Annotated in this window: 21 protein-coding genes; 16 read left to right on the forward strand and 5 right to left on the reverse strand. The window is 74.4% G+C overall.

The window, feature by feature from the left end:
• Nucleotides 1–88: 88 nt before the first annotated feature.
• The gene (locus ACWGL3_RS14610; RefSeq protein ID WP_267948241.1) at nucleotides 89–730 is read right to left on the reverse strand and encodes a TetR/AcrR family transcriptional regulator; all 642 of its coding nucleotides are present in this window, start codon (nucleotides 728–730) and stop codon (nucleotides 89–91) included.
• A gap of 250 nt (nucleotides 731–980) precedes the next feature.
• A complete protein-coding gene (locus ACWGL3_RS14615) occupies nucleotides 981–1,232 on the reverse strand; it encodes a hypothetical protein (RefSeq protein WP_267948242.1) in 252 nt (83 codons plus the stop codon).
• Nucleotides 1,233–1,503: 271 nt separating this feature from the next.
• On the opposite strand from ACWGL3_RS14615, the gene moeZ reads away from it, so the two are divergent.
• The 5 genes from moeZ to ACWGL3_RS14640 all read left to right on the forward strand — a co-directional run bounded on the left by moeZ (nucleotide 1,504) and on the right by ACWGL3_RS14640 (nucleotide 10,230).
• Nucleotides 1,504–2,667, forward strand: coding sequence for an adenylyltransferase/sulfurtransferase MoeZ (moeZ, locus tag ACWGL3_RS14620; protein ID WP_267948243.1), 1,164 nt, complete (start codon nucleotides 1,504–1,506; stop codon nucleotides 2,665–2,667).
• 137 nt (nucleotides 2,668–2,804) lie between these two features.
• On the forward strand, nucleotides 2,805–3,191 hold the full coding sequence (locus ACWGL3_RS14625; RefSeq protein ID WP_267948244.1) for an SPW repeat protein: 387 nt from the start codon (nucleotides 2,805–2,807) through the stop codon (nucleotides 3,189–3,191).
• A gap of 85 nt (nucleotides 3,192–3,276) precedes the next feature.
• Nucleotides 3,277–3,603: an MGMT family protein gene (locus ACWGL3_RS14630; protein ID WP_267948245.1), complete on the forward strand. Its 327-nt coding sequence runs from the start codon at nucleotides 3,277–3,279 to the stop codon at nucleotides 3,601–3,603.
• An 86-nt stretch (nucleotides 3,604–3,689) separates the two neighbouring features.
• Entirely contained in the window at nucleotides 3,690–6,818 is a 3,129-nt protein-coding gene (locus ACWGL3_RS14635; protein WP_452461404.1) for an ATP-dependent helicase, read from the forward strand.
• Entirely contained in the window at nucleotides 6,811–10,230 is a 3,420-nt protein-coding gene (locus ACWGL3_RS14640; RefSeq protein ID WP_267948246.1) for an ATP-dependent helicase, read from the forward strand. Before ACWGL3_RS14635 ends, ACWGL3_RS14640 begins: the two co-directional genes overlap by 8 nt.
• Before the next feature lie 200 nt (nucleotides 10,231–10,430).
• On the opposite strand, the gene ACWGL3_RS14645 is transcribed toward ACWGL3_RS14640, so the two are convergent.
• Nucleotides 10,431–10,979, reverse strand: a complete 549-nt coding sequence (locus ACWGL3_RS14645; RefSeq protein WP_267948247.1) for an EF-hand domain-containing protein — start codon at nucleotides 10,977–10,979, stop codon at nucleotides 10,431–10,433.
• Between the two features lie 251 nt (nucleotides 10,980–11,230).
• Here ACWGL3_RS14645 and ACWGL3_RS14650 point away from each other — a divergent pair, with 251 nt between their 5' ends.
• From ACWGL3_RS14650 to nudC, 9 genes are all read left to right on the forward strand, one after another.
• On the forward strand, nucleotides 11,231–12,016 hold the full coding sequence (locus tag ACWGL3_RS14650; protein ID WP_267948248.1) for a GntR family transcriptional regulator: 786 nt from the start codon (nucleotides 11,231–11,233) through the stop codon (nucleotides 12,014–12,016).
• A gap of 230 nt (nucleotides 12,017–12,246) precedes the next feature.
• Nucleotides 12,247–13,362, forward strand: coding sequence for a TIGR03364 family FAD-dependent oxidoreductase (locus ACWGL3_RS14655; RefSeq protein WP_267950258.1), 1,116 nt, complete (start codon nucleotides 12,247–12,249; stop codon nucleotides 13,360–13,362).
• Between the two features lie 2 nt (nucleotides 13,363–13,364).
• On the forward strand, nucleotides 13,365–14,051 hold the full coding sequence (locus ACWGL3_RS14660; protein WP_267948249.1) for a phosphonatase-like hydrolase: 687 nt from the start codon (nucleotides 13,365–13,367) through the stop codon (nucleotides 14,049–14,051).
• Between the two features lie 3 nt (nucleotides 14,052–14,054).
• Nucleotides 14,055–15,110, forward strand: coding sequence for an ABC transporter ATP-binding protein (locus tag ACWGL3_RS14665; protein WP_452461402.1), 1,056 nt, complete (start codon nucleotides 14,055–14,057; stop codon nucleotides 15,108–15,110).
• Entirely contained in the window at nucleotides 15,107–16,042 is a 936-nt protein-coding gene (locus tag ACWGL3_RS14670) for a 2-aminoethylphosphonate ABC transporter permease subunit (protein ID WP_267948251.1), read from the forward strand. Before ACWGL3_RS14665 ends, ACWGL3_RS14670 begins: the two co-directional genes overlap by 4 nt.
• On the forward strand, nucleotides 16,029–16,826 hold the full coding sequence (locus tag ACWGL3_RS14675) for an ABC transporter permease (protein WP_267948252.1): 798 nt from the start codon (nucleotides 16,029–16,031) through the stop codon (nucleotides 16,824–16,826). Before ACWGL3_RS14670 ends, ACWGL3_RS14675 begins: the two co-directional genes overlap by 14 nt.
• Nucleotides 16,827–16,908: 82 nt before the next feature.
• Nucleotides 16,909–17,955 carry a 2-aminoethylphosphonate ABC transporter substrate-binding protein gene (locus tag ACWGL3_RS14680; RefSeq protein WP_267948253.1) on the forward strand — a complete coding sequence of 349 codons (1,047 nt, stop codon included), beginning with the start codon at nucleotides 16,909–16,911 and terminating at the stop codon, nucleotides 17,953–17,955.
• 186 nt (nucleotides 17,956–18,141) lie between these two features.
• The gene (locus tag ACWGL3_RS14685) at nucleotides 18,142–19,524 is read left to right on the forward strand and encodes a dipeptidase (RefSeq protein WP_267948254.1); all 1,383 of its coding nucleotides are present in this window, start codon (nucleotides 18,142–18,144) and stop codon (nucleotides 19,522–19,524) included.
• Between the two features lie 134 nt (nucleotides 19,525–19,658).
• Nucleotides 19,659–20,609 (forward strand): NAD(+) diphosphatase, encoded by a 951-nt coding sequence (nudC, locus tag ACWGL3_RS14690; protein WP_267948255.1) that lies wholly within the window; start codon nucleotides 19,659–19,661, stop codon nucleotides 20,607–20,609.
• Between the two features lie 276 nt (nucleotides 20,610–20,885).
• On the opposite strand, the gene ACWGL3_RS14695 is transcribed toward nudC, so the two are convergent.
• Both ACWGL3_RS14695 and ACWGL3_RS14700 read right to left on the reverse strand, forming a co-directional pair.
• On the reverse strand, nucleotides 20,886–21,341 hold the full coding sequence (locus ACWGL3_RS14695; RefSeq protein WP_267948256.1) for an ANTAR domain-containing response regulator: 456 nt from the start codon (nucleotides 21,339–21,341) through the stop codon (nucleotides 20,886–20,888).
• 152 nt (nucleotides 21,342–21,493) lie between these two features.
• Nucleotides 21,494–21,754 carry a mycoredoxin gene (locus ACWGL3_RS14700; protein WP_267950259.1) on the reverse strand — a complete coding sequence of 87 codons (261 nt, stop codon included), beginning with the start codon at nucleotides 21,752–21,754 and terminating at the stop codon, nucleotides 21,494–21,496.
• A 266-nt stretch (nucleotides 21,755–22,020) separates the two neighbouring features.
• Here ACWGL3_RS14700 and ACWGL3_RS14705 point away from each other — a divergent pair, with 266 nt between their 5' ends.
• Together ACWGL3_RS14705 and tesB are read left to right on the forward strand one after the other, a co-directional pair.
• On the forward strand, nucleotides 22,021–24,147 hold the full coding sequence (locus tag ACWGL3_RS14705) for an ATP-dependent DNA helicase UvrD2 (protein WP_267948257.1): 2,127 nt from the start codon (nucleotides 22,021–22,023) through the stop codon (nucleotides 24,145–24,147).
• On the forward strand, nucleotides 24,140–25,048 hold the full coding sequence (gene tesB, locus ACWGL3_RS14710) for an acyl-CoA thioesterase II (protein ID WP_267948258.1): 909 nt from the start codon (nucleotides 24,140–24,142) through the stop codon (nucleotides 25,046–25,048). Before ACWGL3_RS14705 ends, tesB begins: the two co-directional genes overlap by 8 nt.
• Nucleotides 25,049–25,273: the final 225 nt, after the last annotated feature.

The following is a 25,273-nucleotide window of genomic DNA, read 5'->3' on the forward strand; positions in this document are numbered from 1 at the left end:
CGTACTGCCGGCGACGGCGCCCAGCGGGGCGGACTCGTCGACGAAGCGGGCGCGGCGTCCGCGGGTCCCGGGGAGCGCGCCGAGCGTTCTAGGCGTCCTGCTCGTCGGCCCTGCGCTGGAGGTCCCAGCCGCTTATGCCCCGCCAGGCCAGCCGGGCGACGAGCTGCTCGGCGGCGTCCTTGGGGACGGCCCCGTGGTTGTTGAGCCAGTACCGGGCGCTGGTCTCGGCCATGCCGACCAGGCCGATGCTCAGCAGGTGCGCCTCCTCGTCGGAGATGCTGGTGTCCTGCCGGATCACCGCGCCGATGAGCTCGGCGCAGCGCTGGAAGGTCTGCTCGGTCTTCTCCCGCACCGCCGGAAGGTTGCGCAGGTCGGACTCGAACACCAGCCGGAAGGCCTCGCCGTCCCCCGCCACGAAGTCGAAGTAGGCCTGGAAGCTGGCGGCGACCCTCTGCCGGTTGTCGTCCGTGCTCTCCAGGGCTTCGCGCTGCTTCTCGACCAGCGCCTCGGAGTGCTCTTCGAGCAGGGCGAGGTAGAGCTCCAGCTTCCCCGGAAAGTGCTGGTAGAGCACTGGCTTGCTGACACCCGCGCGGTCGGCGATCTCGTCCATCGCCGCCGCGTGGTAGCCGCGGGCGACGAAGATCTCCTGTGCCGCGGACAGGAGTTGGCGGCGCCGCCTGACCCGGGGCAAGCGGGTGCCCCGGGCGCGGGCGTCTGAAGGAGCTGTCACACCCACACCCTCCGAACTCGGCATGGCAGATGCGCGCCATGTCCGAACATCTGCGTGGCTAGTGCTGCCGGGCGCGGCCGGTCACCGGCGCGCCGTCACAGCTTTCGCCCCATCCTACTCCCGCGTAGCTTCCGTGCGGGCGGGGAGAAGGGGACGGAAGGGGCGATCGGGGCACGGGAGCCCCTCCCCGTCGGCGGGCCGGCACGGCAGCCGGACGCCGGAACCGCGGCGCGGGCGGGCCGGCACGGTCTCACCGCCGCTCCTCCTCGTCGCCGACCTCCAGGGACTGCTCCACCACGTCGCCCTCGTCGGCCTGGTCGAAGCTCTCCTCGGAGGGGGCCTCCCAGCGGCCGTCGTCGTCGCCCGCGGGCGCGCGCTGCTCGGCCGCGTCGGCCTCGGGCACCTCGACCCCGGGCGTCTCGGCCCCGGGCGCCTCGGCCCCCTGCTCCCCGGTGGCGCCGGAGGCCGGACGCCTGTCGGCGGAACTGTTCTCTGAAGTCACGGGGTGCTCCCCACGTCGTCGCTGAACGTACAGGCGACACTACCCGCCGGTCCGCGCGGCACACGGGGCCGCGCGGAATGAACCGCCGGGACGCGTTCGTTGGTGCTGGAAGGAACGGGCGCGCGGGTGTCGTGTCCCACGCCTCCCCGCGGTGGGAATGGAAAACCCCACCCGTTAGGTTGGGTATAAGTGCAAGCACGCTTCGCCCCCGCACCCTCCCCGGTCCGGTACGGGCGGTCCGAAGCACCCTGAACAGACATGAGGAGTCACCGTGTCGCTGCCGCCGCTGGTGGAACCAGCTGACGAGCTGACCGTGGACGAGGTGCGCCGCTACTCGCGCCACCTGATCATCCCCGACGTGGGCATGGACGGGCAGAAGCGCCTGAAGAACGCCAAGGTGCTGGTCGTCGGCGCGGGCGGCCTGGGCTCCCCGGCGCTGCTCTACCTGGCCGCCGCGGGCGTGGGCACGCTCGGCATCATCGACTTCGACGTCGTGGACGAGTCCAACCTCCAGCGCCAGGTCATCCACGGGCAGAGTGACGTCGGCCGCCCCAAGGCCGAGTCCGCCCGGGACAGCATCAAGGAGGTGAACCCCAACGTCGAGGTCGTCCTGCACCAGGACCGCCTGGAGTCGGACAACGCGTTGGAGATCTTCGCCCCCTACGACCTGATCCTGGACGGGACCGACAACTTCGCGACCCGCTACCTGGTCAACGACGCCGCCGTACTGCTGAACAAGCCGTACGTGTGGGGTTCCATCTACCGGTTCGACGGCCAGGTCAGCGTCTTCTGGAACGAGTACGGTCCCCAGTACCGCGACCTGTACCCCGAGCCCCCGCCGCCCGGCATGGTGCCGTCCTGCGCCGAGGGCGGCGTCCTCGGCGTGCTCTGCGCCTCCATCGGCTCCGTCATGGTCAACGAGGCCATCAAGCTGATCACCGGCATCGGCGACCCGCTGGTGGGCCGCCTGCTCATCTTCGACGCCCTGGAGATGACCTGGCGCGAGGTCAAGGTCCGCAAGGACCCCGACACCGAGCCCGTCACCGAGCTGATCGACTACGAGGCGTTCTGCGGCGCCGTGTCGGAGGAGGCCACCGAGGCCGCCGCCGGTTCGACGATCACCGCGCCCGAGCTCAAGGAGCTCCTGGACAACAAGCCCGGGGACGTCTTCCTCGTGGACGTCCGCGAGAAGAACGAGTACGAGATCGTCAGCATCCCGGGCGCGACGCTCATCCCGAAGGGCGAGTTCCTCAACGGGAAGGCGTTCGAGAGGCTGCCGCAGGACAAGCGCATCGTCCTGCACTGCAAGTCGGGCGTGCGCTCGGCCGAGGCCCTCGCGGCGGTGCACGCCGCCGGGTTCTCCGACGCGGTGCACGTCGGCGGCGGCGTCCTGGCCTGGATCAACCAGGTCGACCCCAGCCTGCCCGCCTACTAGCGGCCGGGGGGACCCCTTCCGAACGGCGCCGGGAACCCCTCCCGGCGCCGTTCGCGTTCCCCGGCAGGGAGTGGGTACAAGAACCCAGAGGCCGTCGGCCGATCTCCGGGGCGGCCCTGCTGCTGGGAGGTGGCGTTATGCGAGAGAAGGGACGCAGGGCCGACTGGGTGGCGGTCGCCGCCGGTCTGGCCCTGGGAGTGAGCTGGCTCTGGCACGGGATGTACGGGTTCAGCGGGGGAGCGATGTTCGTCCTCGGACTGGGCGTCGTCGTGGCCGCCACGTTCTCCCTCACCCGCCCGGGCGCCCTGTCGAGCGAGCTGGGGGTCCTCGCGATCGGCGTGCTGGTGTTCGCGATGCCCTGGCTCCTGGGCTTCACCCACCTGCCCGCGGCCGCCTGGTCGGCGTGGGTCATCGGCGGCGGTATCGCCCTGCTCGGGGCCTTCGGCCTGGCGCAGGCCGACCGGGCCCGCAAGCGCGACCCCGACCTGGCCTGGAGCGCGCACGTCAACGAGATCCCGACCTGACCCGCCGGCCGGGCCGCCGGGGGCGCGGGGGCCGTGCCCGCGAGGGCGCGGGGCGGCCCCCGCGCGCGCTCGATAGGCTGCGCGGGTGTTCACGGACGAGGAGGGCGGGCCGGACGACTACGCGGAGGACGTCCTCGCGCTGGTCGAGCGGATCCCGCCGGGACGGGTGATGGCCTACGGCGACATCGCCGAGCACGTCGGGCGGGGAGGCCCCCGCCAGGTCGGCTCGGTCATGTCCGCGTGGGGCGGCGGGGTGCCCTGGTGGCGGGTGGTGCGCTCGGACGGGCGCCCGGCGTCCGGCCACGAGGTACGTGCGCTTTCCCACTATGCGGCGGAGAGCACGCCCATGCGCCCGGGAAGCGACCGGGTGGACATGCGCAAAGCCCGCTGGGACGGGGCTTCCGGGGCCTGAGGAGCTGGTTGGAAGCCCGGGAGGCGTCCGAGAAGGTCGCCGTCTTCTGGTGAACTGGTGGTGTGAACACATCCCCGTACCGACTCGTGCGGCGCGCCAACCAGGTGCAGCCGCCGCCGGTGCTGGACGAGAACCAGCAGCGCGTGGTCGACCACGCGGGCGGCCCCCTCCTGGTCCTGGCCGGGCCGGGGACGGGCAAGACCACCACGATCGTCGAGGCCGTCGTCGACCGCATCGACAACCGCGGCGTCGACCCCTCGCGCATCCTCGTGCTCACCTTCAGCCGCAAGGCCGCCCAGGAGCTCAGGGAGCGCATCACCGCGCGGCTGCGCCGCACCACCCGCGAACCGCTGGCCCTGACCTTCCACAGCTACGCCTACGCGCTGATCCGGCGCGAGTTCCAGCGCGTGGGCGACCTGCCGCCGCGCCTGCTGTCCGGCCCCGAGCAGCTGATGGAGGTCCGCGAGCTGCTGGCGGGTGAGGCGGGGGACGGAGCGGCGGAGTGGCCGGAGCGCCTGCGCCCCGCGCTGGAGACGCGGGGGTTCGCCGAGGAGCTGCGCGACTTCCTCATGCGCGCGCAGGAGCGGGGCCTGGGCCCCGCCGAGCTGGAACGCCTCGGACGTGAGCGCGGACGCGACGACTGGGTGGCCGCCGCGGGCTTCCTCGACCGCTACACGGGCCGGTTCGACATCGCGCCCGTGCCCACCCTCAACTACGCCGAACTGGTCAGGGTCGCCGCGAACATGCTCTCCGACCCCGCGATCCAGGAACGCGAGCGCTCCGCCCGCGAGGTGGTGTTCGTGGACGAGTACCAGGACACCGACCCCGCCCAGGAGGCGCTCCTGCGGGCCCTGGCGGGGGACGGCCGCGACCTCGTCGCGGTCGGCGACCCGGACCAGTCCGTCTACGCCTTCCGGGGCGCCGAGGTCCACAACATCCTCGACTTCCCGCGCCGCTTCAGGACCGCCGGGCGGGCCGAGGCGCCCGTGGTGGCCCTGCGCACCTCCCGCCGCGGCGGGGCCGCACTGCTGGCCGCCTCCCGCGCCCTGACCCGGCGCCTGCCGGCGGTCGCGTCCGCGCGCGGCCACGTCAACGAGCACCGGAACCTGGTCCCGGCGCCCGGCGTGCCCGACGGCGAGGCCCGCGTGATGGCCGCCGAGAGCCCGACCCAGGAGGCGGCCGTCATCGCCGACACCCTCCGCCGCGCCCACCTGGTGGACGGCGTCCCCTGGTCGGACATGGCCGTGCTCGTGCGCTCCTCCACCCGCCAGCTGCCCGTCCTGCGGCGCGCGCTGACCGCCGCGTCGGTCCCCGTCGCGGTCGGCGCCGACGACCTCCCCGTGGCCGCGGAACCGCTCGTGCGGCCCCTCCTCGCCCTCATCCGCTACGGCCTGTCCCCGGACCTGCTCGACGACGACTCCGCCCGCGAACTCCTCACCGGCCCCTTCGGCGAGGCCGACACCGTGCGGCTGCGCAGGCTCGTCCGGGCGCTGCGCCGCCTGGACCTGGACCGCGCGCACGAGGGCGACGGGTCCTACCGGCCCGCCGCGCGCCTGCTCGTGGACGTCCTGCGCGACCCCGCCGACCTCGCCCTGGTCGACCCCGACATCGCCGCGCCGGCCGAGCGCGTGGCACGGGCCCTGAGGACCGTGCGCGAGCTGACCGCCAAGGGGTCCGACGCCGAACAGGTCCTCTGGGAGCTGTGGCGTGACAGCGGGCTCGCCGAACGGCTGCTCCGCGCGAGCCTGGCCGGAGGCCGCCGCGGCGCGGCGGCCGACCGGGACCTCGACGCCGTGGTGGCCCTGTTCGAGAGCGCCGCCCGCTACTGCGACCGGCTGCCCCCCGGCAGCCCCGCCGGCTTCCTGGAGGACCTCGCCGCGCAGGAGATCCCCGGGGACAGCCTGGCCGAACGCGCCCCCGAGGGCGAGGCCGTGCGCATCCTCACCGCCCACCGCTCCAAGGGGCTGGAGTGGGGCCTGGTCGTGGTCGCCGGCGTCCAGGAGGGCGCCTGGCCCGACCTGCGCCTGCGCGGATCCCTGCTCGGCGTGGAGGAGCTGGTCGACGCCGAGGTGCACGCCGCCGACTCCTCGGGCGCCGCCATGGCCTCCAAGCTCATGGACGAGGAGCGCCGCCTGTTCTACGTGGCCCTCACCCGAGCCCGCCGGACCCTCGTCGTGACCGCCGTGGACGGGGAGGGGGCCGACGAGCGCCCCTCCCGCTTCCTCAACGAGATGGGCCTGGGCGAACCCGAGCCCGTCGGCACGGGCCGCCGCTGGCTGTCCCTGCCCGCGCTCGTCGCCGACCTGCGCTCCGTGGTCACCGACCCCTCCGCGCCCGACCCCCTCCGGACGGCCGCCGCCGACCACCTGGCCCGCCTCGCCGAGGAGGGCGTGCGCGGGGCCGACCCGTCGGAGTGGTACGCGCTCACCCCCTTCAGCGACGACCGGCCCCTGGCCGGGGAGGACGACACGATCCGCGTCTCGCCGTCGCAGGTGGAGAGCTTCACCGACTGCCAGCTGCGCTGGCTCCTCGAACGCGCCGCCGGGGCCTCCTCCGGCGACTCCGCGTCCGCGCTGGGCACCGTCGTGCACGCCGTCGCCGTCCTGGTCGCCCAGGGCAGCGGCGCCGACGAGATCAGCGGGCGGATGGACGAGATCTGGGCCGACCTGGACTTCGGCGGCCCCTGGCAGGCGGCCCAGCAGCGCGAGCGCGCCGACGAGATGGTCCGCAAGCTCATCTCCTGGGACGCGTCCAACGACCGCGAGCTGGTGGTCACCGAGGAGGGGTTCAAGGTCGAGGTCGGCGGCATCGAGATCACCGGCCGCGTGGACCGCCTCGAACGCGACGGCCGGGGCCGCGCCGTGGTCGTGGACATCAAGACCGGCCGGACCAAGGCCGAGGACCTGGCACGCCACCCCCAGCTCGGCGTCTACCAGATGGCCGTGCTCAAGGGCGCGTTCGCCGAGCTCGGTCTGGCCGAGCCCGGCGGGGCCTCGCTCGTCCAGGTGGGCGGGGCCGCGCTGACCAACGAGGCGCGTGAACAGCCGCAGCCGCCGCTCGGGGAGGACCCCGACCCCCGTTGGGCCCAGGACCTGGTGTTCGACGTCGCCGGCGGCATGGGCGGCTCGCGGTTCACCGCCATTCGCAACAAGGGCTGCAACGCGTGCGCCGTGCGCGCCTGCTGCCCGGTGCAGGACGAGGGCCGACATGTCTGAACCCCATCCCCTTTCCCCCGCGACCCCGCCCGACCCCCCGCCCCCTCCCCGCCTCGGCCCCGCCGAACTCTCCCGCCTCCTCGGACAGCCCGAGCCCACCGCGGAGCAGTCGCAGGTCATCTCCGCGCCGCTGGAGCCGGGCGTGGTGATCGCCGGCGCCGGGTCGGGCAAGAGCGAGACCATGGCCTCGCGCGTGGTGTGGCTGGTCGCCAACGGCCACGTGCGGCCCGAGCAGATCCTCGGCCTGACCTTCACCCGCAAGGCCACCGCGGAGCTGGCGGAGCGGGTGCGCAGGAGGCTGGAGCAGCTGCGCGCCACCGAGCAGTTCCCCGAGGAGCTGCTCGACGGCGAGCCCACCGTGTCCACCTACAACGCGTACGCCGGGCGCATCGTCTCCGACCACGCCCTGCGCGAGGCCGTCGAACCCACGTCCAGGCTGCTCAGCGAGGGCCAGTCCTGGCAGATCGCCGCCAGGGTCGTCGGAGAGTACGACGGGCCCATGGACCTGGTGACCGTGGGGGCGGACACCGTCACCCAGCGGGTCCTGCACCTGTCCGGCGAGATCGCCGACCACCTCACCACCACCGACCGGGTGCGCGGCATCGGCCGGTGGATCCAGGCGGGCGTGGACGGCATGACCCGCAAGGCCACCAAGGAGACCCGGGACCTGGTCGCCGCCCAGCGCCGGCGCGAACAGCTCCTGCCGCTGGTGGACCGCTACAACCACGCCAAGCACGCGCGCGAGGCCATGGACTTCGGCGACCAGATGGCGCTGGCCGCCCGCATCGCGGAGCACCACCCCGAGGTCGGGCTCATCGAGCGCGGAAGGTACCGGGTGGTCCTCCTCGACGAGTACCAGGACACCAGCCACGCCCAGCTGGTCCTGCTGCGCTCCCTCTTCGGCGACGGACACCCGGTGACGGCGGTCGGCGACCCCTGCCAGTCCATCTACGGCTGGCGCGGCGCCATCGCCGCCAACCTCACCCGGTTCCCCACCGACTTCCCGGCGGCCCCCGGCCGACCGGCGTCCGTGCGCCGCCTGTCCACCAGCTTCCGCAACGGCGAGCGCGTCCTGCGGGTGGCCGAGCGCGTCTCCGAGGAGCTGCGCGCCGAGGCCCGCGACGTCCCCGTCCTGCACCCCGGTCCCGCCCGGCGCGGCCGGGGAACCGCCCTGACGGCGCTGTTCCCCACCGAGACCGAGGAGGCCGCCTGGATCGCCGACCAGGTGCACCGCCTGGTCCACGCCGATCCCGACCAGCCCGGCGGAGCCCGGACCGCCCCCGACTCCCTGCCCTGGCCCGAGGGCGAGTCGGGCGTGGCCGAGGACGGCGGCATCGGCCCCGGCGACGTCGCGGTGCTGTGCCGCAAGCGGTCCCAGTTCCCGCCGCTGCGCGAGGCGCTGGAGGCGCGCGGCATCCCGGTGGAGGTCGTCGGACTGGGCGGGCTCATGATGGTGCCCGAGGTCCGCGACATCATCGCCACCCTGCGCGTGGTCCACGACGCCTCCGCCGGGAACGAGCTCGCCCGTCTGCTCACCGGCCCGCGCTGGCGCCTGGGCCCCCGGGACCTGGCCGCGCTGGGCGCCCGCGCCACCGAGCTGGCCCGCCACACCCGGCGCGACGTGACCTCGCCCGACCCGGGCGAGGACGGGCCGGGGGCGGACGACGACCTCCTGCGCCGCACCGTCCTGGACCTGACCGCCGGGAGCGGCAGCCTCGTGGACGCCGTGGACGACCCCGGCGCCGCCGAGAACTACTCCGACACGGCCTACGAGCGCCTGGGACGCCTGGCCGAGGAGCTGCGGGGCCTGCGCAAGCTCGTCGGCCAGCCGGTCCCCGACCTGGTCACCGAGGTCGAGCGGATGCTCGGCCTGGACATCGAGGTGGGCTCCCGGACCGGCCGCGACCCGCTGTCGGCGCGCGCCGACCTGGACGCGTTCGTGGACCACGCCGTCCGCTTCGTCGGCAACAGCGAGGACCCCACCCTGGGCAGCTTCCTCGGCTACCTCAACGCCGCCGAGGAGAACGAGAGCGGGCTCGCGCCCGGGGAGCGGGTCGGCGGCTCCGACAGCGTCAAGCTCATGACCATGCACGGCGCCAAGGGCCTGCAGTGGCCGGTCGTGGTCGTGCCGGGGATCAGCGCCGGCAAGGGGTCCCCGCTGTTCCCGGCCAAGGCCCGCGACCCCCTCGCCTGGGCGCGCGCCGACCACCTGCTCCCCTACCCGCTGCGCGGCGACCGCGACAGCCTGCCCCGGCTCGCCGGGGTCGACAAGGAGGCCATCGCCGACTTCCGCCGGGCCGAGCACGACCGCCACCTCATGGAGGAGCGCCGCCTGGCCTACGTCGCCGTCACCCGCGCCTCGTTCGCCCTGGTGTGCACCGGCCACTGGTGGGGCCGCACCGGGTCCACCCCGCGCGGGCCGTCGGTGTTCCTGGAGGAGGTCCGGGAGGCGTGCGAGAACGGCGCCGGGACCGTCGTCGGGTGGGCCCCGCCGCCGGGGGAGGACGAGACCAACCCCCACGACGACGAGGAGAGCTCCGCCGTGTGGCCGCCGGAGGAGGGCGACCCCCCGGGCGGGGACGGGCCCGCCGCCGGGGCCGCCGACCGCCGCGCGGAGATCCGGGAGGGGGCGGCCCTGGTCGAGCGCGCCCGCGCGCGCCTGCTCGCCGGGGAGGCCGGTCCCGGGGGGCAGGAGCCGCCCGCGGGTCTGCGCCGCCGCCTCCACGGGTGGGAGCGCGACACCGAGCTGCTGCTGGCGCACCGCCGTGCCGAGGGCGCGGGGCCGGGCAGCGGTCCCGTGCAGGTGGAACTGCCCGACCACCTGTCGGTGTCGTCCATGGTGTGGCTGGCCAGGGACCCCTCGGCGCTGGCGCGGCAGATCCGCCGCCCGCTGCCGCGCCCGCCCGCACCGCACACCAGGCGCGGGACGGCCTTCCACGCGTGGCTGGAGCAGAGGTTCGGGCAGCGTGCGACCCTGCTGGACGAGCTGCCGGGCGCGGCGGACGAGACCGCGGGGGAGGACGAGGACCTGGCCGAGCTCCAGCGCCGCTTCGAGGAGAGCGAGTGGGGGGCCCGCGTCCCCGTCGAGGTGGAGGTGCCGTTCGAGACGGTGATCGGCGACCGGCTCATCCGCGGGCGCATGGACGCGGTGTTCCACGACCCCGGCTCGGGCCGCTACGACGTGGTGGACTGGAAGACGGGGCGCCCGCCCGGCAACGACGCGGAGCGCCGCGCCGTGGGCGTGCAGCTGGCCGCCTACCGGCTGGCCTGGGCCGACCTGGCGGGGGTGGGCCCGGAGGAGGTGCGGGCCGCGTTCCACTACGTGCTCGCGGGGAGGACGGTGCGCCCCGCCGACCTGCTCGACGCCGACGGCCTGGCGGCGCTGATCTCCGCCGTCCCCGAACCGGGCTGACACCGGGGCGGCCGGCCCCCGTGCACGGGAGGATCGTAGCCGCTCAGTTCGTCCGCGTCGCTGATGACGTCGGCCCCTCGTGCGCGGGGGAGGACCGCCCCCGGCACCGTCCCCGCGGGGGGACCCCGGAGGCGGGCCCCCGCGTGCGGGGGAGGACCGGGCGGCGGCGCCCCGCGCCCGGTCCGGGGCCGCGGCGGTCCTCAGACCACGCCGAAGACGAACCCGCCCGGCGAGCGCGTGTCGTCGCCGAAGAGGTACTCGCGGGACGACAGGACGAACTCCTCGCGGTTGATGAACCCGTCACCGTTGGGGTCGAGGACGGCGAACCGGTCCGCGGCGTCCGCCGCCTCCGCCCCGAGGACCTTCGCGTAGTGGAGGAACTCGGCCGCGCTGACGCGGTCGTCGCCGTCGGTGTCGAGGAGGTCGAAGACGGCCTCGGCCACGCCCTCCGTCATGTTGAACCGGCTCCGGTCCTCTGCGGCGGCGTGCATGGCCCGGACGAACCGCTCCCGGTCCAGGCGCGCGGCGTCGGCGCCCGAGTGGCGCAGCAGCTCCAACCAGAGCATCTGGTAGGACGCGTGGACGGCCTGGGCCTTGCGCTCCTGCCGGTCCAGGCCGTAGCCCTCGATGTAGCGTTCGACCAGGCGCTCGTAGTCCGCCCAGGTCACGGAGCTGTCGTGGTCGGAGTCGAGGGCGTCGAAGAGGTGGCTGAACCTCACGGCGGTCGCCTCGGCGGGGGTGGTGCTCACGTGCGTCCTCTCGTCGTGGGGCGGGCGCTTCCCGCCCCGTGCTCCTCTGAGTCTCCCGCGCCCGGAAAGGTTCCGCCGCCGGACCGCGCCCCTCCGCCGCCGGGGGAGCCGGTGCGCCGCGCGCCCGGTCGGACAGGGGTGCGGCAGGGGCCCGCGCGTCCGCCGCCGGACCGCGGTCCGCGGGGGCCCGGCGCGGGTACGTCCGTGAACGTCCCCCGGTGTTGCCGGGGCGTTCACCGGCGTGCGGGACAATGTCCCGCGTGTCGAGCCCAGGAATCCCCCAGGACAGCAGTGCACCGGTGCGCGCGGGCGTGCCCGAGCACGGGCGGGTCCCCAAGTACTACGCGGTGCGGATACTGCTGACGGAGCTGGTGTCCGAGCTGGCCGAGGGGCAGGCGCTGCCCACCGAGCGGGAGCTGGCCGAGCGCTTCGGCGCGGCCCGGGAGACGGTCCGGCAGGCCCTGCGCGACCTGCTGCTGGAAGGCAGGCTGCGCCGTCTCGGGCGCGGCACCGTGGCCGCGGGCCCCAAACTGGAGCAGCCGCTGTCCCTGGCCAGCTACACCGAGGGCGTGCGCCGCCAGGGCCGGAGGCCGGGGCGGTCCCTGATCGACCTGCGCAGCTGGCCGTGCCCGCCCCGGCTCGCGGAGGAGCTCCGCCTGGCGGTCGGCGAACCGGTCTGGCACATGGAGCGGGTGCTGCTGGCCGACGACGAGCGGGTGGGCCTGGAGTCCACCTACATCGCGGTGTCCCGCGCCCCCCGCCTGGACGTCGAGTTCGACCCGGACTCGACGTTCTACGGCTACCTGCGGGAGAGGCTGGGCATCGCGTTCGCCGACGCGGACGAGCGGTTGGAGACGGTGCTGGCGGCACCGCGTGAGGCGCTCCTGGTGGGGACCCCTCCGGCGCTGCCGATGTTGCTCATCCACCGGGTGTCGCGCGACGGGGAGGGGCGGCCCTTCGAGCGTGTGCGCTCGCTGTACCGGGGCGACCGCTTCAGCTTCACCACCCGCCTGTCCGGGGACGGCCGGGACTCCTGAGCCGTGTTCCGCGGGGCGGCCGGGTCCGCGGCGCCGACCTCGCCGGGACCGCGCACCCCGACCCGCACCGCCCGCACCGCGCGCCCCGGCCCGCTCGTCCGGCGTCGACAGAGTCCTTTTTTGTCACGGTAAGATAACGGGTCTAGTCCATAGTTCGACCGCGGTTCACCGAGAGGTCCCCACCGCGCTCGGTGCGCTCCATCCGCGCCCCCGAACCTCGAACCATGAGAGTGATCATCGTCGGTGCCGGAGTACTCGGCACCATGCACGCCTGGCAGGCCGTCTCCCGGGGACACGAGGTCGTCCACCTCGAACGCGAGGAGGCCGCCCGGGGAGCCTCCGTCCGCAACTTCGGCCTGGTCTGGGTCGGCGGACGCGCTCCCGGCGCCGAACTGGAGTCCGCGCGCCGCGCACGCGTCCTGTGGGAGGAGATCGCCGAACGGGTTCCCGGCCTGGGGTTCCGCCCCTCCGGCTCCCTCACGGTCGCCACCACGGAGCAGGAGCTGGCCGTCGCCGAGGCCGCGGCCGGGGCCCCCGACGCGGAGGAGCGCGGCTACCGGCTCCTCGACGCCGCCCGGGTCCGGGAGGTCAACCCCGCCCTGCGCGGCGACGCCCTCGGGGCACTCTGGTGCCGCAGCGACGCCCAGGTGGAGCCCCGCACCGCCCAGGCCGCCCTCCAGGGAGAACTTGCCCGCAGCGGCCGCTACACGCTCGTCACCGGGTGCGAGGTCCGCGACCTCGCGGGCCCCGGCGCCGTCCGCGACGACCGCGGCCGGATCCACCGCGGCGACGCCGTGGTCCTGTGCACCGGCGCCTGGCTCGGCGGACTCGTCCGCGAACTCGCCCCCGACCTGCCGGTCCGCCGCGTCCGCCTCCAGATGGCCCAGACCGCGCCCCTGGGCGAGACCCTCACCACCTCCGTCGCCGACGGCGACAGCTTCCGCTACTACCCGGCCTACCGGGGGCCCGCGCTGGACGCGCTCAACGCCGGCCAGCCCCAGGCGGCCGTCGCCGACCGCCACCGCATGCAGCTCCTGATGGTCCAGCGCGCCGACGGCTCCCTGACCGTGGGCGACACCCACGAGTACGACGCCCCGTTCTCCTTCGACACGGAGGAGGACCCCTACGAACACCTCGCGGAGGTCGCCGGCCGCCTCCTCGGCCGCCCGCTGCCCCCGTTCCGCCGCCGCTGGGCGGGCGTCTACGCCCAGTGCGCCGACCCCTCCCGGGTCGTGCACCGCGCCTCCGTCGGGCCCGACGCCTGGCTGGTCACCGGGCCCGGCGGGCGCGGCATGACCTGCTCGCCCGCCATCGCCGAGACGACCGCCGACGAACTGGACTGGTGACCGTGAACCGTACAGCCGCAACCCGCACGCCCGTGGAACTCGTCGTCCTCGACATGGCGGGGACCACCGTCGCCGACGACGGGCTCGTGGAGCGGGCCTTCGCCGCCGCGCTGCCCGAGCACACCGCCGAGGCCGCCGAGCACGTGCGCGCCACCATGGGCGAATCCAAGATCTCGGTCTTCCGCCACCTCACGGGCGGTGACGAGGAGCGCGCCCAGGAGGCCAACCGGGCCTTCGAGGGCGCCTACGCCCGGCTCGTCGACCAGGGCCTCTGCGCGCCCCTGCCCGGGGCCGAGGACACCCTGCGCCGCCTCCGCGCCGAAGGCCGCACCACCGCACTGACCACGGGCTTCGCCCGTGACACCCAGGACAGGATCCTCCGGGCCCTGGGATGGGAGGACATCGCCGACCTCACCCTCTGCCCCGCCGACGCGGGCGGGCGGGGACGGCCCCACCCCGACATGGTGCTCACCGCCGCCCTGCGCGCGGGCGTCGGCTCGGTGGCCGCCGTCGCCGTCGTCGGCGACACCGCCTCCGACATCCGCAGCGGGCTGCGGGCCGGGGCCTCGGTCGTCGCCGGCGTCCGCACGGGAGCCCACGACGCGGACACGCTCCTCGACGCCGGGGCCACCCACGTCCTGGACGGCGTCGCCGACCTGCCCGCGCTCCTCGCGGACCGGGAGGGCTGAGCCGTGGGCATCCGCTTCGACCACGTCAGCGTCGCCTACGGGGACACCGTGGTCCTCGACGACCTGGACCTGACCGTCGACCCCGGCGGGTTCACCGCCCTGCTCGGCCCCTCCGGCTCGGGCAAGACCACGGCCCTGCGGGCCGTGGCCGGGTTCGTCCGGCCCGCCTCCGGGCGCGTCCTGATCGGGGGGCGCGACGTCACCGACCTGCCGCCGTACGCCCGCGGGGTCGGCATGGTGGTGCAGAGCTACGCGCTCTTCCCGCACATGCGCGTCGACCAGAACGTCGCCTTCGGCCTGCGCGCCCAGGGCGTGCCCCGCCGGGAGGTCGCCGGGCGCGTCGAGGAGGCCCTCGGCATGACCGGGATGGCCGACTACGCACGCCGCCATCCCCGCGAGCTGTCCGGCGGGCAGCAGCAGCGGGTGGCCATCTCCCGGGCACTGGCCATCCGCCCCCGGGTGCTGCTCCTGGACGAGCCCCTGTCCGCCCTGGACGCGCAGCTGCGCTCGGACATGCTCGCCGAACTCGCCCGGCTGCACCGCGAACTGCCCGACGTCACGGTCCTCTACGTCACCCACGACCAGAGCGAGGCGCTGACCCTCGCCGACCGGGTCGCCGTGCTGGACCGCGCACGCCTGCGCGAGCACGGAACGCCCCGCGAACTGTACGGGCGTCCCCGGGCCGCCTTCACCGCCCGGTTCGTCGGCGGGGCCAACCTGCTGCCCGCCCGCCTGACCGGGGGCCGCGTGCACTGCCTCGGCGCCGTCCTCGACGCCGATCCCGCCGACCTGCCCCCGGGCGCCTCGGACGGCGACGACCTCCGGGTGTGCCTGCGTCCGCACCGGGTCGCCCTGGGAGAGGCCGAGCACACCCTGGAGGGGGTGGTCTCCGACGTCCAGTGGCGCGGCTCCACCCACAGGGTCACCGCGCTCGTGGGCGGCCACCCGGTCACGGCGGAGCTGAGGGAGACCCCCGCCCCGCCCGAGCCCGGGAGCACGGTCACCCTCGGCTTCACCCGGCGGGACGCGGTCCTGCTCACCCCGGAGGAGGCGCCGTGACCGCGCACCCGGCCCCGACGGCGGACGCGCCGCCCGCGGCACACGCCCCGGAGCCCCCGGCGGACCCCGTACCGGGGCGCGCCCCGCGACGGCTCCCCGTGTGGGTGTGGGCGGTGCCCCCGGTGGCACTGCTCGCGGCGGTCTTCCTCTACCCGCTCGCCCTGGTCGCGGCGGAGTCCGTCGCCGCTCCCGGCGGCGGGCTCACCCTCGCCCACCACGCCGACGTCCTGGGCTCCGAGTCGTTCCGGTCGGCGCTGGGCACCACCGTGTTCGTGGCGGTCACCTCCACGGCGGGCTGCCTGGTGCTCGGGTTCCTGCTCGCCCTCGTCGTGGCGTTCGTGCCCTTCCCCGGCAGCGGCGCCACCGCCCGGTTCATCGACACCTACCTCTCCTTCCCGTCCTTCCTCATAACCCTGGCGCTCCTGTTCGTCTACGGCACCGTGGGCATGGCCAACGGGATGTGGACCGACCTGACCGGCGCGGAGAGCGGACCCTTCCGGTTCCTCGCCACGCCCTGGGGCGTGATCCTCGCCGAGATCACCTACTTCACGCCCTTCGTCATGCGGCCCCTGCTCGCCGCGTTCGGCCAGCTGGACACCGCGCAGCTGGAGGTCGCCTCGTCCCTGGGTGCCAGGCCCCTGCGGGTGGTGCGCGAGGTGATCCTGCCCGAGGCACGGCCCGCCCTGGTCGCCGGCGGGGCGCTCGTCCTGGTGCTGTGCCTCAACGAGTTCGCGATCGTCCTGTTCACGGGGGCGAAGGACGTCGTCACCCTGCCCATGCTCGTGTACCAGGCGGCGATCCTCCGGTCCGACTACACGACGGCCTGCGTCGTCGCCACGGTCAACGCGGCCCTGTCGGTCTCCCTCTACCTCGTCTACCGGGCGGCCACCGCCCGCCTGAGCTCCGACGGAGGCCGCCGTGCTCGTGCATGACCGCTTCGCCCGCTGGACGGTGTGGGGGCTCTTCGCCGCCCTGGTGCTGCCGCTGTTCCTGCTGCCGCTGGGCGTGATCGCCGCCGCGGCCTTCTCCACCAGCTGGAGCGGCGTCCTGCCCTCCGGCCCCACCCTCGACAACTTCGCGGGCGTCACCCGCGGCGGGTCCCTGGAGGCGCTGCGGGTCAGCGCCGTCACCGCCGCCGTGGCCAGCCTCCTGGCCCTCACCGCCGGGACCTGGGCGGCCCTGGTCGCGACCTCCCTGCGACGGCGGGGCCGCGCCGTCCTGGACGCGCTCTTCATGCTGCCCGTGGCGGTCCCGACGGTCGTGGTGGGCCTGGCGCTCCTGGTGGCGTTCAGCCGTCCGCCGATCCTGCTCAACGGCACCCAGGCCATCGTGGTCATCGCGCACACGGTGCTGGTCACCGCCTTCGCCTACCAGTCGGTCTCCGCGGCGCTCGACCGCCTCGACCCGGTGTACTCCCAGGTCGCGGCCTCCCTCGGCGCCAAGCCCGCACGGGTCCTGCTCCAGGTCCGACTGCCGCTGCTGCTGCCCGCGCTCGGCGCCGCCGCGGGCCTGTGCTTCGCCCTGTCCATGGGCGAGCTGAGCGCGACCATGATGCTCTACCCGCCGGACTGGATGCCGCTGCCCGTGCGGATCTTCGCCGCCACCGACCGGGGGGCCCTCTTCTCCGGCGCGGCCTCCGCCCTCGTCCTGATGGCCACCACCCTGGTCGTCCTCCTCCTGCTGTCCCGGGTCCGCACCCGGGCGTCGTTCCGCTGACCCGGCGCGGCGCCGACCCCGCCGCCCCGGCCCGTCATCCCCTTCCGTCCCTCCAGCTCCGACCGAACCGAGAGGCACCGCCATGACCACACGCATCCGGACGGCCGCCGCCACCGCGTCCGCCCTCGCCCTCGCCGCCGCACTGGCCGCCTGCGCCCCCACCGAGGCCGCGGCCGACACCGTCACCGTCTACTCCGCCGACGGCCTGCGCGACGAGGAGGGCACGGGGTGGCTCGACCAGCTCTTCGCCGAGTTCGAGGAGGAGACCGGCCTCACCGTCCAGTACGTCGAGGGCGGCTCGGGGGAGATGGTCCAGCGCGCCGACCGCGAGAGCACCAACACCCAGGCCGACGTCATGATCACCCTGCCGCCCTTCATCCAGCAGGCCGACGGCCTCGGCCTCCTCCAGCCGTACGAGCCCGAGGGCGCCGAGAACGTCGACGTGAAGGACCCCGACGGCAAGTGGACCGCCGTCGTCAACAACTACTTCGCGTTCGTGTACAACACGAAGGAGCTGTCCGAGCCGCCGACCACCTGGGAGGACCTCCTCGCGCCCGAGTTCGAGGGCCGCCTCCAGTACTCCACGCCCGGCGTCGCGGGGGACGGCACCGCGGTCGTGATCCAGGCGATGCACGACTTCGGGGGGCTGGAGCCCGCCATGGACTACCTCGGCGAGCTCCAGGCCAACAACGTCGGCCCCTCCTCCTCGACCGGGGCGCTCGGCCCGAAGGTCGACAAGGGGGAGCTCCTCGTCGCCAACGGCGACGTCCAGATGAACTACGCGCAGTCCCGCACCATGCCCAACCTCGGGATCTGGTTCCCGTCGAGGGAGGGCGGCGACCCCACCACCTTCGCCCTGCCCTACACCGCGGGGCTCATGGAGGGCGCCCCCAACGCCGACAACGGCCGCGCCCTCATGGACTTCCTGCTGACCGAGGACGCCCAGCAGAGGGTGGCCCCCGTCGCGGGCGGCTTCCCGGCCCGCACCGACGTCGCCTCCGAGGGCGAGGACGCCGAGGCGCTGGAGGAGCTGATGGAGGGAGTGGAGGTCTTCGAGCCCGACTGGGACGACATCGACGCCCACCTCCCCGAGTACCTCGACGCCTGGCGCGAGGCCACGGGCAGCTGAACCGGGGCGCGGGGGCCGCAGGGCCGTCCGGCCCCGCGCGCCGGTTGCGCCTGTCCGCCCGCCGGGGGCGGGCGCGACCGGGGCCGGCCCCCGCCCGGGCGCACCGTGCCGCCGAGGGCGGGCGTGACCGGTTCGTCCAGGTTCTAGGCTCGTTCACGACAAGGACGTCTAGGAAAGGACGGGCAGATGGACGCGCGCGCCCACATCGAGGCCCACAGGGACGAGTTCCTCGCCTCGCTCGGGGAGTGGCTGGCGATCCCCTCGATCTCGGCGGACCCGGCGCACCACGACGACGTGCGGCGGTCCGCGCGGTGGCTCGCCGACCACCTCGCCGCGACCGGCTTCCCCACCGTCGAGGTGTGGGAGACCCCCGGCCTGCCCGCCGTGTTCGCGGAGTGGCCCGCGGCCGACCCCGGCGCCCCCACCGTGCTCGTCTACGGGCACCACGACGTCCAGCCCGTCGATCCGCTGGAGGAGTGGGACACCGACCCGTTCACCCCGACCCGGCGCGGCACCTCCCTGTTCGCGCGCGGAGCCTCCGACGACAAGGGCCAGGTGCTCTTCCACGCCCTCGGCGTGAGCGCCGCCCTGGCGGCCAGCGGGGCCGACGCGCCGCCGGTCACCGTCAAGCTGCTGGTGGAGGGAGAGGAGGAGTCCGGCTCGGTCCACTTCGCCGACCTGATGAAAGCCAACCGCGACCGCCTCTCCTGCGACGTCGCCGTCATCTCCGACACCACCATGTGGGCCGCCGACACCCCGTCCATGTGCGTGGGCATGCGCGGCGTCACCGACGTCGGGATCAACCTGTACGGCCCGGCCCGCGACCTGCACAGCGGCTCCTTCGGAGGGGCGGTCCCCAACCCCCTCAAGGCCATGAGCGACCTGCTGTCCGGCCTCCACGACGACGACGGCCGCGTCGCGGTCCCCGGGTTCTACGACGGGGTCGTCGAGGCGGACCCGGAGGAGCGGGCCCTCATCGCCAGGCTGCCCTTCGACGAGGGGGAGTGGCTGGAGACCGCCGCGTCCACCGCCACCTGGGGGGAGAAGGGCTACAGCACCCTGGAGCGGATCTGGCTGCGGCCGACCGCCGAGATCAACGGCATGTGGGGAGGGCACACCGGCGCGGGCGGCAAGACCATCGTGCCGCGCTCGGCGCACGCCAAGGTCAGCTTCCGGCTCGTGCCGGGCCAGGAGCCGCTGCACGTCCAGGACCGCGTGCGCGCGTACGTGGAGGCCAACACCCCCGCCGGGCTGCGGGCCGAACTGGAGTTCGGCGGCCCCGGCGTCCGCGCCTGCGCCTCGGACCTGTCCTCCGCCGCGCTCAAGGCGGCGCGCTCGGCCATGGAGCGGGCCTTCGGCACACAGGTGCTGTTCACCCGCGAGGGCGGCAGCGGCCCCGAGGCCGACATCGCCGACATCCTCGACGCGCCCCTGGTGTTCGTCGCCGTCGGACTGGACGAGGACCGCATCCACGCCCCGAACGAGAAGGTGGAGATCCCCCTCCTCCTCAAGGGCGCGGAGAGCATCGCCCACCTGTGGGAGGAACTGGGCTCCGCGAACCGGGCCTGAGCTCACCTCCGCGCCCCGGAACACACGCGGCCACCGCGTGTGTTCCGGGAACGGGCATGCACGGAGCCCCCCGGGGTGTTACCCCTGTATACGGGGGTCGTGCGGACGGCCCTCCCCGACCCCTGGAAGGACCCATGGACGCCGACGCGATCCCCTCACTGTCCCGCTCCACCGTCGACGCCGCCGGACACAGGCGTGTGGACGAGGAGTGGCTGGCCAAGGCGTGGGCGGACCCGGACTCCCAGGTCCTGGTGCTGGAGGGCGGAGACCCGGGCAGCCACGGCTGGCAGGCGCTCATGGCCAGGCAGTCCCGCGCGCTGGTCACCACCGGGGACACCCGCGAACTCGTGCTCACCGGCACCCGCGACGCGCCCGAGGGCGAGCGCTACCTGCTCGGCGCCGAGGGCGACCGCGCCTACTTCGCCGTGTGCTCCCCGCGGGAGCTGCTCGCCACCCCCGTCGCGGAGCCGGCGTCCCTGCGCGAGGTCGGCGCGGTCCTCGACGACCGCGACACGGGCCTCCTGACCCGCGCCGTCGCCCTCGCCAACTGGAACGCCACCCACCGCTTCTGCCCCCGCTGCGGGGCACGCACCACCCCGGCCGCGTCCGGCCACGTGCGCGTGTGCGAGGAGGAGGGCACCGAGCAGTACCCCCGGATGGACCCCGCGGTGATCATGCTCGTGCACCGGGACCGGGACGGCGACGAGGAGGTGCTGCTCGGCAACAACCCCCACTGGGACGCCCGGCGCTTCTCCGTGCTGGCCGGGTTCGTGGACGCGGGGGAGTCGCTGGAGCAGGCCGTCGTCCGGGAGGTGGCCGAGGAGGCGGGCGTGGTGGTCGAACGGCCGCGCTACCTCTCCTCGCAGCCGTGGCCCTTCCCCCGGAGCCTGATGATGGGCTACACCGCGCGGGCCGTCGGGGAGACCGAGCGCACCGACGACGAGATCGCCGTCACCCGCTGGTTCACCCGCTCCGAGCTGGCCGAGGCGGTGCGCACCGGTGAGGTCCTGCTGCCCGGCAGGGTGTCGATCGCCCGCACCCTCATCGAGCACTGGTACGGGGCGGAGCTGCCCGGGGGCTGGTGACCGGCGCGCCCGGCCGTGCGCAGGCGGGCGGAGGGGCCTTGCCGGAGTACAGCTCCACGGCCTCGGCGGGGCGGCCGTCCACAGGCGGGCGGAGGGGCCTGCGCCTCCCGCGGGCGGCGCCTACCCTGGAGGGGAGGCCGGGACCCCGGGGCCGGGCCGGCCGGTCACGCGACGCGGCCGTCGGGGCGGGGCGGTCGCGCACGCACCCCGCGCGCCTTCGCGCGCGGGGGCGCCGCGCACCGCCGCCGCCTCCGGCCGCCGGACACCCCCGACCCCTCAGCCGGAGCCGGGGGAGGTGTTCAACTCGTCGGGGAGCGAGGTGAGAGGGCTCGTGCTGCTCTCCACCACGTCCCGTGCCAGGTCGGCCACCTTCCGTCCCCGCGAGCGGGCGGACGAGCGCAGCCGCTCGAACGCCTCCCGCGGCGCCATCGTGTGCCGCTCCGCCAGGACCCCGATCGCCTGCTCCACGACCACGCGCGAGTGCAGCGCGTGCTCCAGCTGCGCGATGGTGTGCCGCAGCCGCTCGACCTCGGAGGCCCCCTCGGGGGCCCGGCCGGGCGCCTGCGACCGCGGGCGGCCGGTCCCCGACTCACCGGTCAGCAGGTCCGCGAGGACCATCGCGCTCACCAGGTCGGGCACCTCCTGTCCGCCGCCCACGCGCCACCCGTTCGGGGTGCGGCGCACCACGCCGGTGTCCACCGTGTCGGCGACCGCTATGTCATGAGACCTCATGTCGTCCCCCAACTCAACACTCCCCGTCGTCCTCGTCCGAGCCCTGGTAGCGCCCGAGTGCCGTCGGAGGAGTCCCGTCGTCGGTCACGATCGGGGCCCATGACACGGAACGCGGTCACACCCCGGGGTGCGACCGCGGCACGCGTACCGTCCTACGACAGCTCGGCCAGCTTCTTCTTCACCTGAGCGAGCGACGGGTTCGTCATCGCCGACCCGTCGCTGAAGACCAGCGTCGGCACCGTCTGGTTGCCGCCGTTGACCTTCATGACGAGGTCGGCGGCCTCCGGGTGCTCCTCGATGTTCACCTCACCGCCGGTGATCCCCTCGCGGGAGAGCTGGCTCTTGAGCCGCTTGCAGTACCCGCACCAGGGGGTGGTGTACATCGTGAACTGTTCGGTCGCCGTACTCGTCATCTCGCTCACGTCCTTCTGTCTACGATCGCTGGTATTTCGTCCGGTCCAACATCTCAACACCGAGTGGTCCGGCCCGCTTCCCGCGACCGTGCGACACAACGTGGGACGCCTCACAGGTCCAACTGGTTCTGGAATGTGTCATTCCGCTCGATCGGGGCAGAGTGCCGATCCGCTCGCCGCCACAACCGATACTTGAGAGACTGTGCCCCCGGACATCATCCCCGTCCCCGCACCCGAACAGCCGCCCCGACCACAGCAGGAGCACCATGGACCCCGACCGCGTCCTGGAGGGACTGGACCCGGAGCAGACCGAGGCGGCGCGTGCGCTGCGCGGCCCCGTGTGCATCCTGGCCGGCGCCGGAACAGGGAAGACCAGGGCCATCACCCACCGGATCGCCCACGCGGTCTCCAGCGGGGTGGTCTCCGAGCAGCAGGTGCTCGCGGTCACCTTCACCGCACGCGCCGCCGGTGAGATGCGCGGGCGGCTGCGCGGGCTCGGAGCCCCCCGCGTGCAGGCCCGCACCTTCCACGCCGCCGCACTGAGGCAGCTGTCGTTCTTCTGGCCGCAGGTCATCGGCGGCGAGAAGCCCACCCTGATCGAGAGCAAGCTCCAGGCGGTCGCCCGCGCCGCCAACTCCGTGGGCGTGCAGCCCGATCGCACCGGGCTGCGCGACCTGGCCAGCGAGATCGAGTGGGCCAAGGTCACCCAGGTGCGGCCCACCGACTACGAGAAGACGGTCGCCAAGACGAGCCGCCAGGCCCCCATGCCCCCCGGCGAGATCGCCCGGGTCTTCGAGGCCTACGAGGCGCTGTGCCGCGAGCGCAACCTGCTCGACTTCGAGTCCATGCTCGAGCTCACCGCCGGGATGATCAACGAGTACCCGGCCATCGCCCAGCGCGTGCGGGACCAGTACCGCTACTTCGTCGTCGACGAGTTCCAGGACGTCAACCCGCTCCAGAAGCTCCTCCTCGACGCCTGGCTGGGCGACCGCGACGACCTGTGCGTGGTCGGCGACCCGAGCCAGACCATCTACTCGTTCGCGGGCGCCACCCCGGGCTACCTCACCGGGTTCGCCGCGCGCTACCCCCACGCCACCGTGGTCCGGCTGGTCCGCGACTACCGCTCCACGCCCCAGGTGGTGCGGGTCGCCAACCACGTCATCGCCCAGGCCCGCGGCACCACCTCGGCCGGCCACCTGACCCTGCAGGCGCAGCGGCCCGACGGGCCCGACCCCATGTACCAGGAGTACGAGGACGAGCCCGCCGAGGCCACCGGGGTCGCCCGCAAGATCAGCGTCCTCCTGGAGAACGGGACGCCCGCCGGCGAGATCGCGATCCTGGTGCGCACCAACTCGCAGTCGGCCGCCTACGAGCAGGCGCTGGCCGACGAGGGCGTGCCGTTCACGGTGCGCGGCACCAAGCGGTTCTTCGAGCGGCCCGAGATCAAGCAGGCCGTGCACACCCTGCGCGGCGCCCGGCACGAGGCCGCGGGGGAGGCCCCCGAGCCCCTGGTGCACACGGTCCGGCAGCTGCTCGGACAACTCGGGCTGACCGAGCAGGCCCCCGAGGGCCGCCAGGCCCGCGAGCGCTGGGAGTCGCTCGCGGCGCTCGCCCAGCTCGCGGAGGACATGGCCGCCAAGCCCGCCCCCGACGGCCGCGCGGTCACCATGGCCGACCTCGTGGACGAGCTGGAGGTGCGCATGGCCACCGAGCACGCGCCCGGCTTCGAGGGCGTCACCCTCGCCTCCCTGCACTCGGCCAAGGGCCTGGAGTGGGACGCCGTCTTCCTGGTCGGCCTCACCGAGGGCATGATGCCGATCATCTACGCGGAGACCGACGAGCAGGTGGAGGAGGAGCGCCGCCTGTTCTACGTGGGGGTCACCCGCGCCCGCGAGCACCTGGCGATGTCCTGGTCGCTGGCGCGCTCGCCCGGCGGGCGCAAGAGCCGCAAGCCCTCCCGGTTCCTGGACGGGCTCCGGCCCGCCTCGCCGTCCACGTCCGCCAGGCGCGCCGAACGCCGCAAGGGCGGCGTGGCCCGCTGCCGCGTGTGCGGGAACGCCCTGGGGGAGACCGCCGAGCGCAAGCTGGGGCGCTGCCTCGACTGCCCGTCCAGCTACGACGAGGCCCTGCTGGAGCGGTTGCGCGACTGGCGCCGCGCCAACGCGCAGGAGCAGAAGGTCCCCGCCTACGTCGTCTTCACCGACGCCACCCTCCAGGCCATCGCCGAGCAGGAGCCCACGAGCGTCTCCCAGCTCTCCGCCGTGTCCGGGGTGGGCGCCGTCAAGCTCGATCGCTACGGTGAGGCGGTACTCGCGCTGGTCTCGGGCGCGGAGCCGGCGGACGTCATGGGCGACCCGGCCGGTGACAACGGGGAGGAAGCAGCGGATGACTGAGAGCGCCGACGAGCAGACGCGGGGCCAGTCCCTGGAGGGTCTGCTGGCCGTCCTCGACCTGGAGCAGATCGAGGTGAACATCTTCCGGGGGAGCAGCCCCGCGGAGGGACCGCAGCGCGTCTTCGGCGGACTGGTCGCGGGCCAGGCGCTGGTCGCGGCGGGACGCACCGTTCCCACGGAGCGCCACGTGCACTCCCTCCACGCGTACTTCATACGCCCCGGGGACCCCGAGGTGCCGATCGTCTACGAGGTGGACCGGGTCCGCGACGGCCGCTCGTTCACCACGCGCAGGGTGGTGGCCGTCCAGCACGGAAAGCCGATATTCACCCTGTCGGCCTCCTTCCACAAGGAGGAGCCCGGGCTCGACCACCAGATCCCGATGCCCGACGTGCCGCCGCCGGAGGACCTCCCGAGCGCGCGCGAGCGCCTGCAGGCCGCCTTCGGCAAGGTGCCGGGGTTCGTGCGCTGGCACCCCATCGAACTGCGCCCGGTGGGTCCGCTGTCCTTCGAGGCCGAACGCGACCCGCGGCTGCGGACCGCCACCAACCCGGTGTGGCTCAAGGTGGACGGCAAGCTGCCCGACGACCGCCTCACCCAGGTGTGCCTGATGACCTACGCCTCGGACATGACCCTGCTGGACACGGTCCTGCTCAGGCACGGCCGCTCGTTCGCGGGCATCTCCATGGCCAGCCTCGACCACGCGATGTGGTTCCACCGGCCCTTCCGCGCCGACGAGTGGCTGCTCTACGCGCAGGAGGCCCCGAGCGCGCAGGGCGCCCGGGGCCTCGCCCGGGGGCTCGTGTACACACGCGACGGCCGGCTCGTCTGCTCCGTCGTCCAGGAGGGGCTGATCCGCGTCGTGGACGCCGAGGGCGGGTCCGACGCGCTTCCGGGTTCCTGACACCGCGGAACCGCCCTGCGCGGGCCCCGCTCCCGACCGGGGGCGGGGCCCGCGCCGTCTCCCGGACCCCTCGGGGATCGGCCCCGCGGGGCCGCCCGGTAACGCTCCCGGGCCCCGCGCAATTCCCCGCCCCCCGTGGCCGGATGCGGACGTTTTCCCTGGTCAAAAATAGGTTGCCGTCTTCGCTGGGCACCCCATAGTCTGTACTCCGTCGCAATGACCGCG

The sequence above is a fragment of the Nocardiopsis sp. NPDC055824 genome (genome assembly GCF_053616335.1).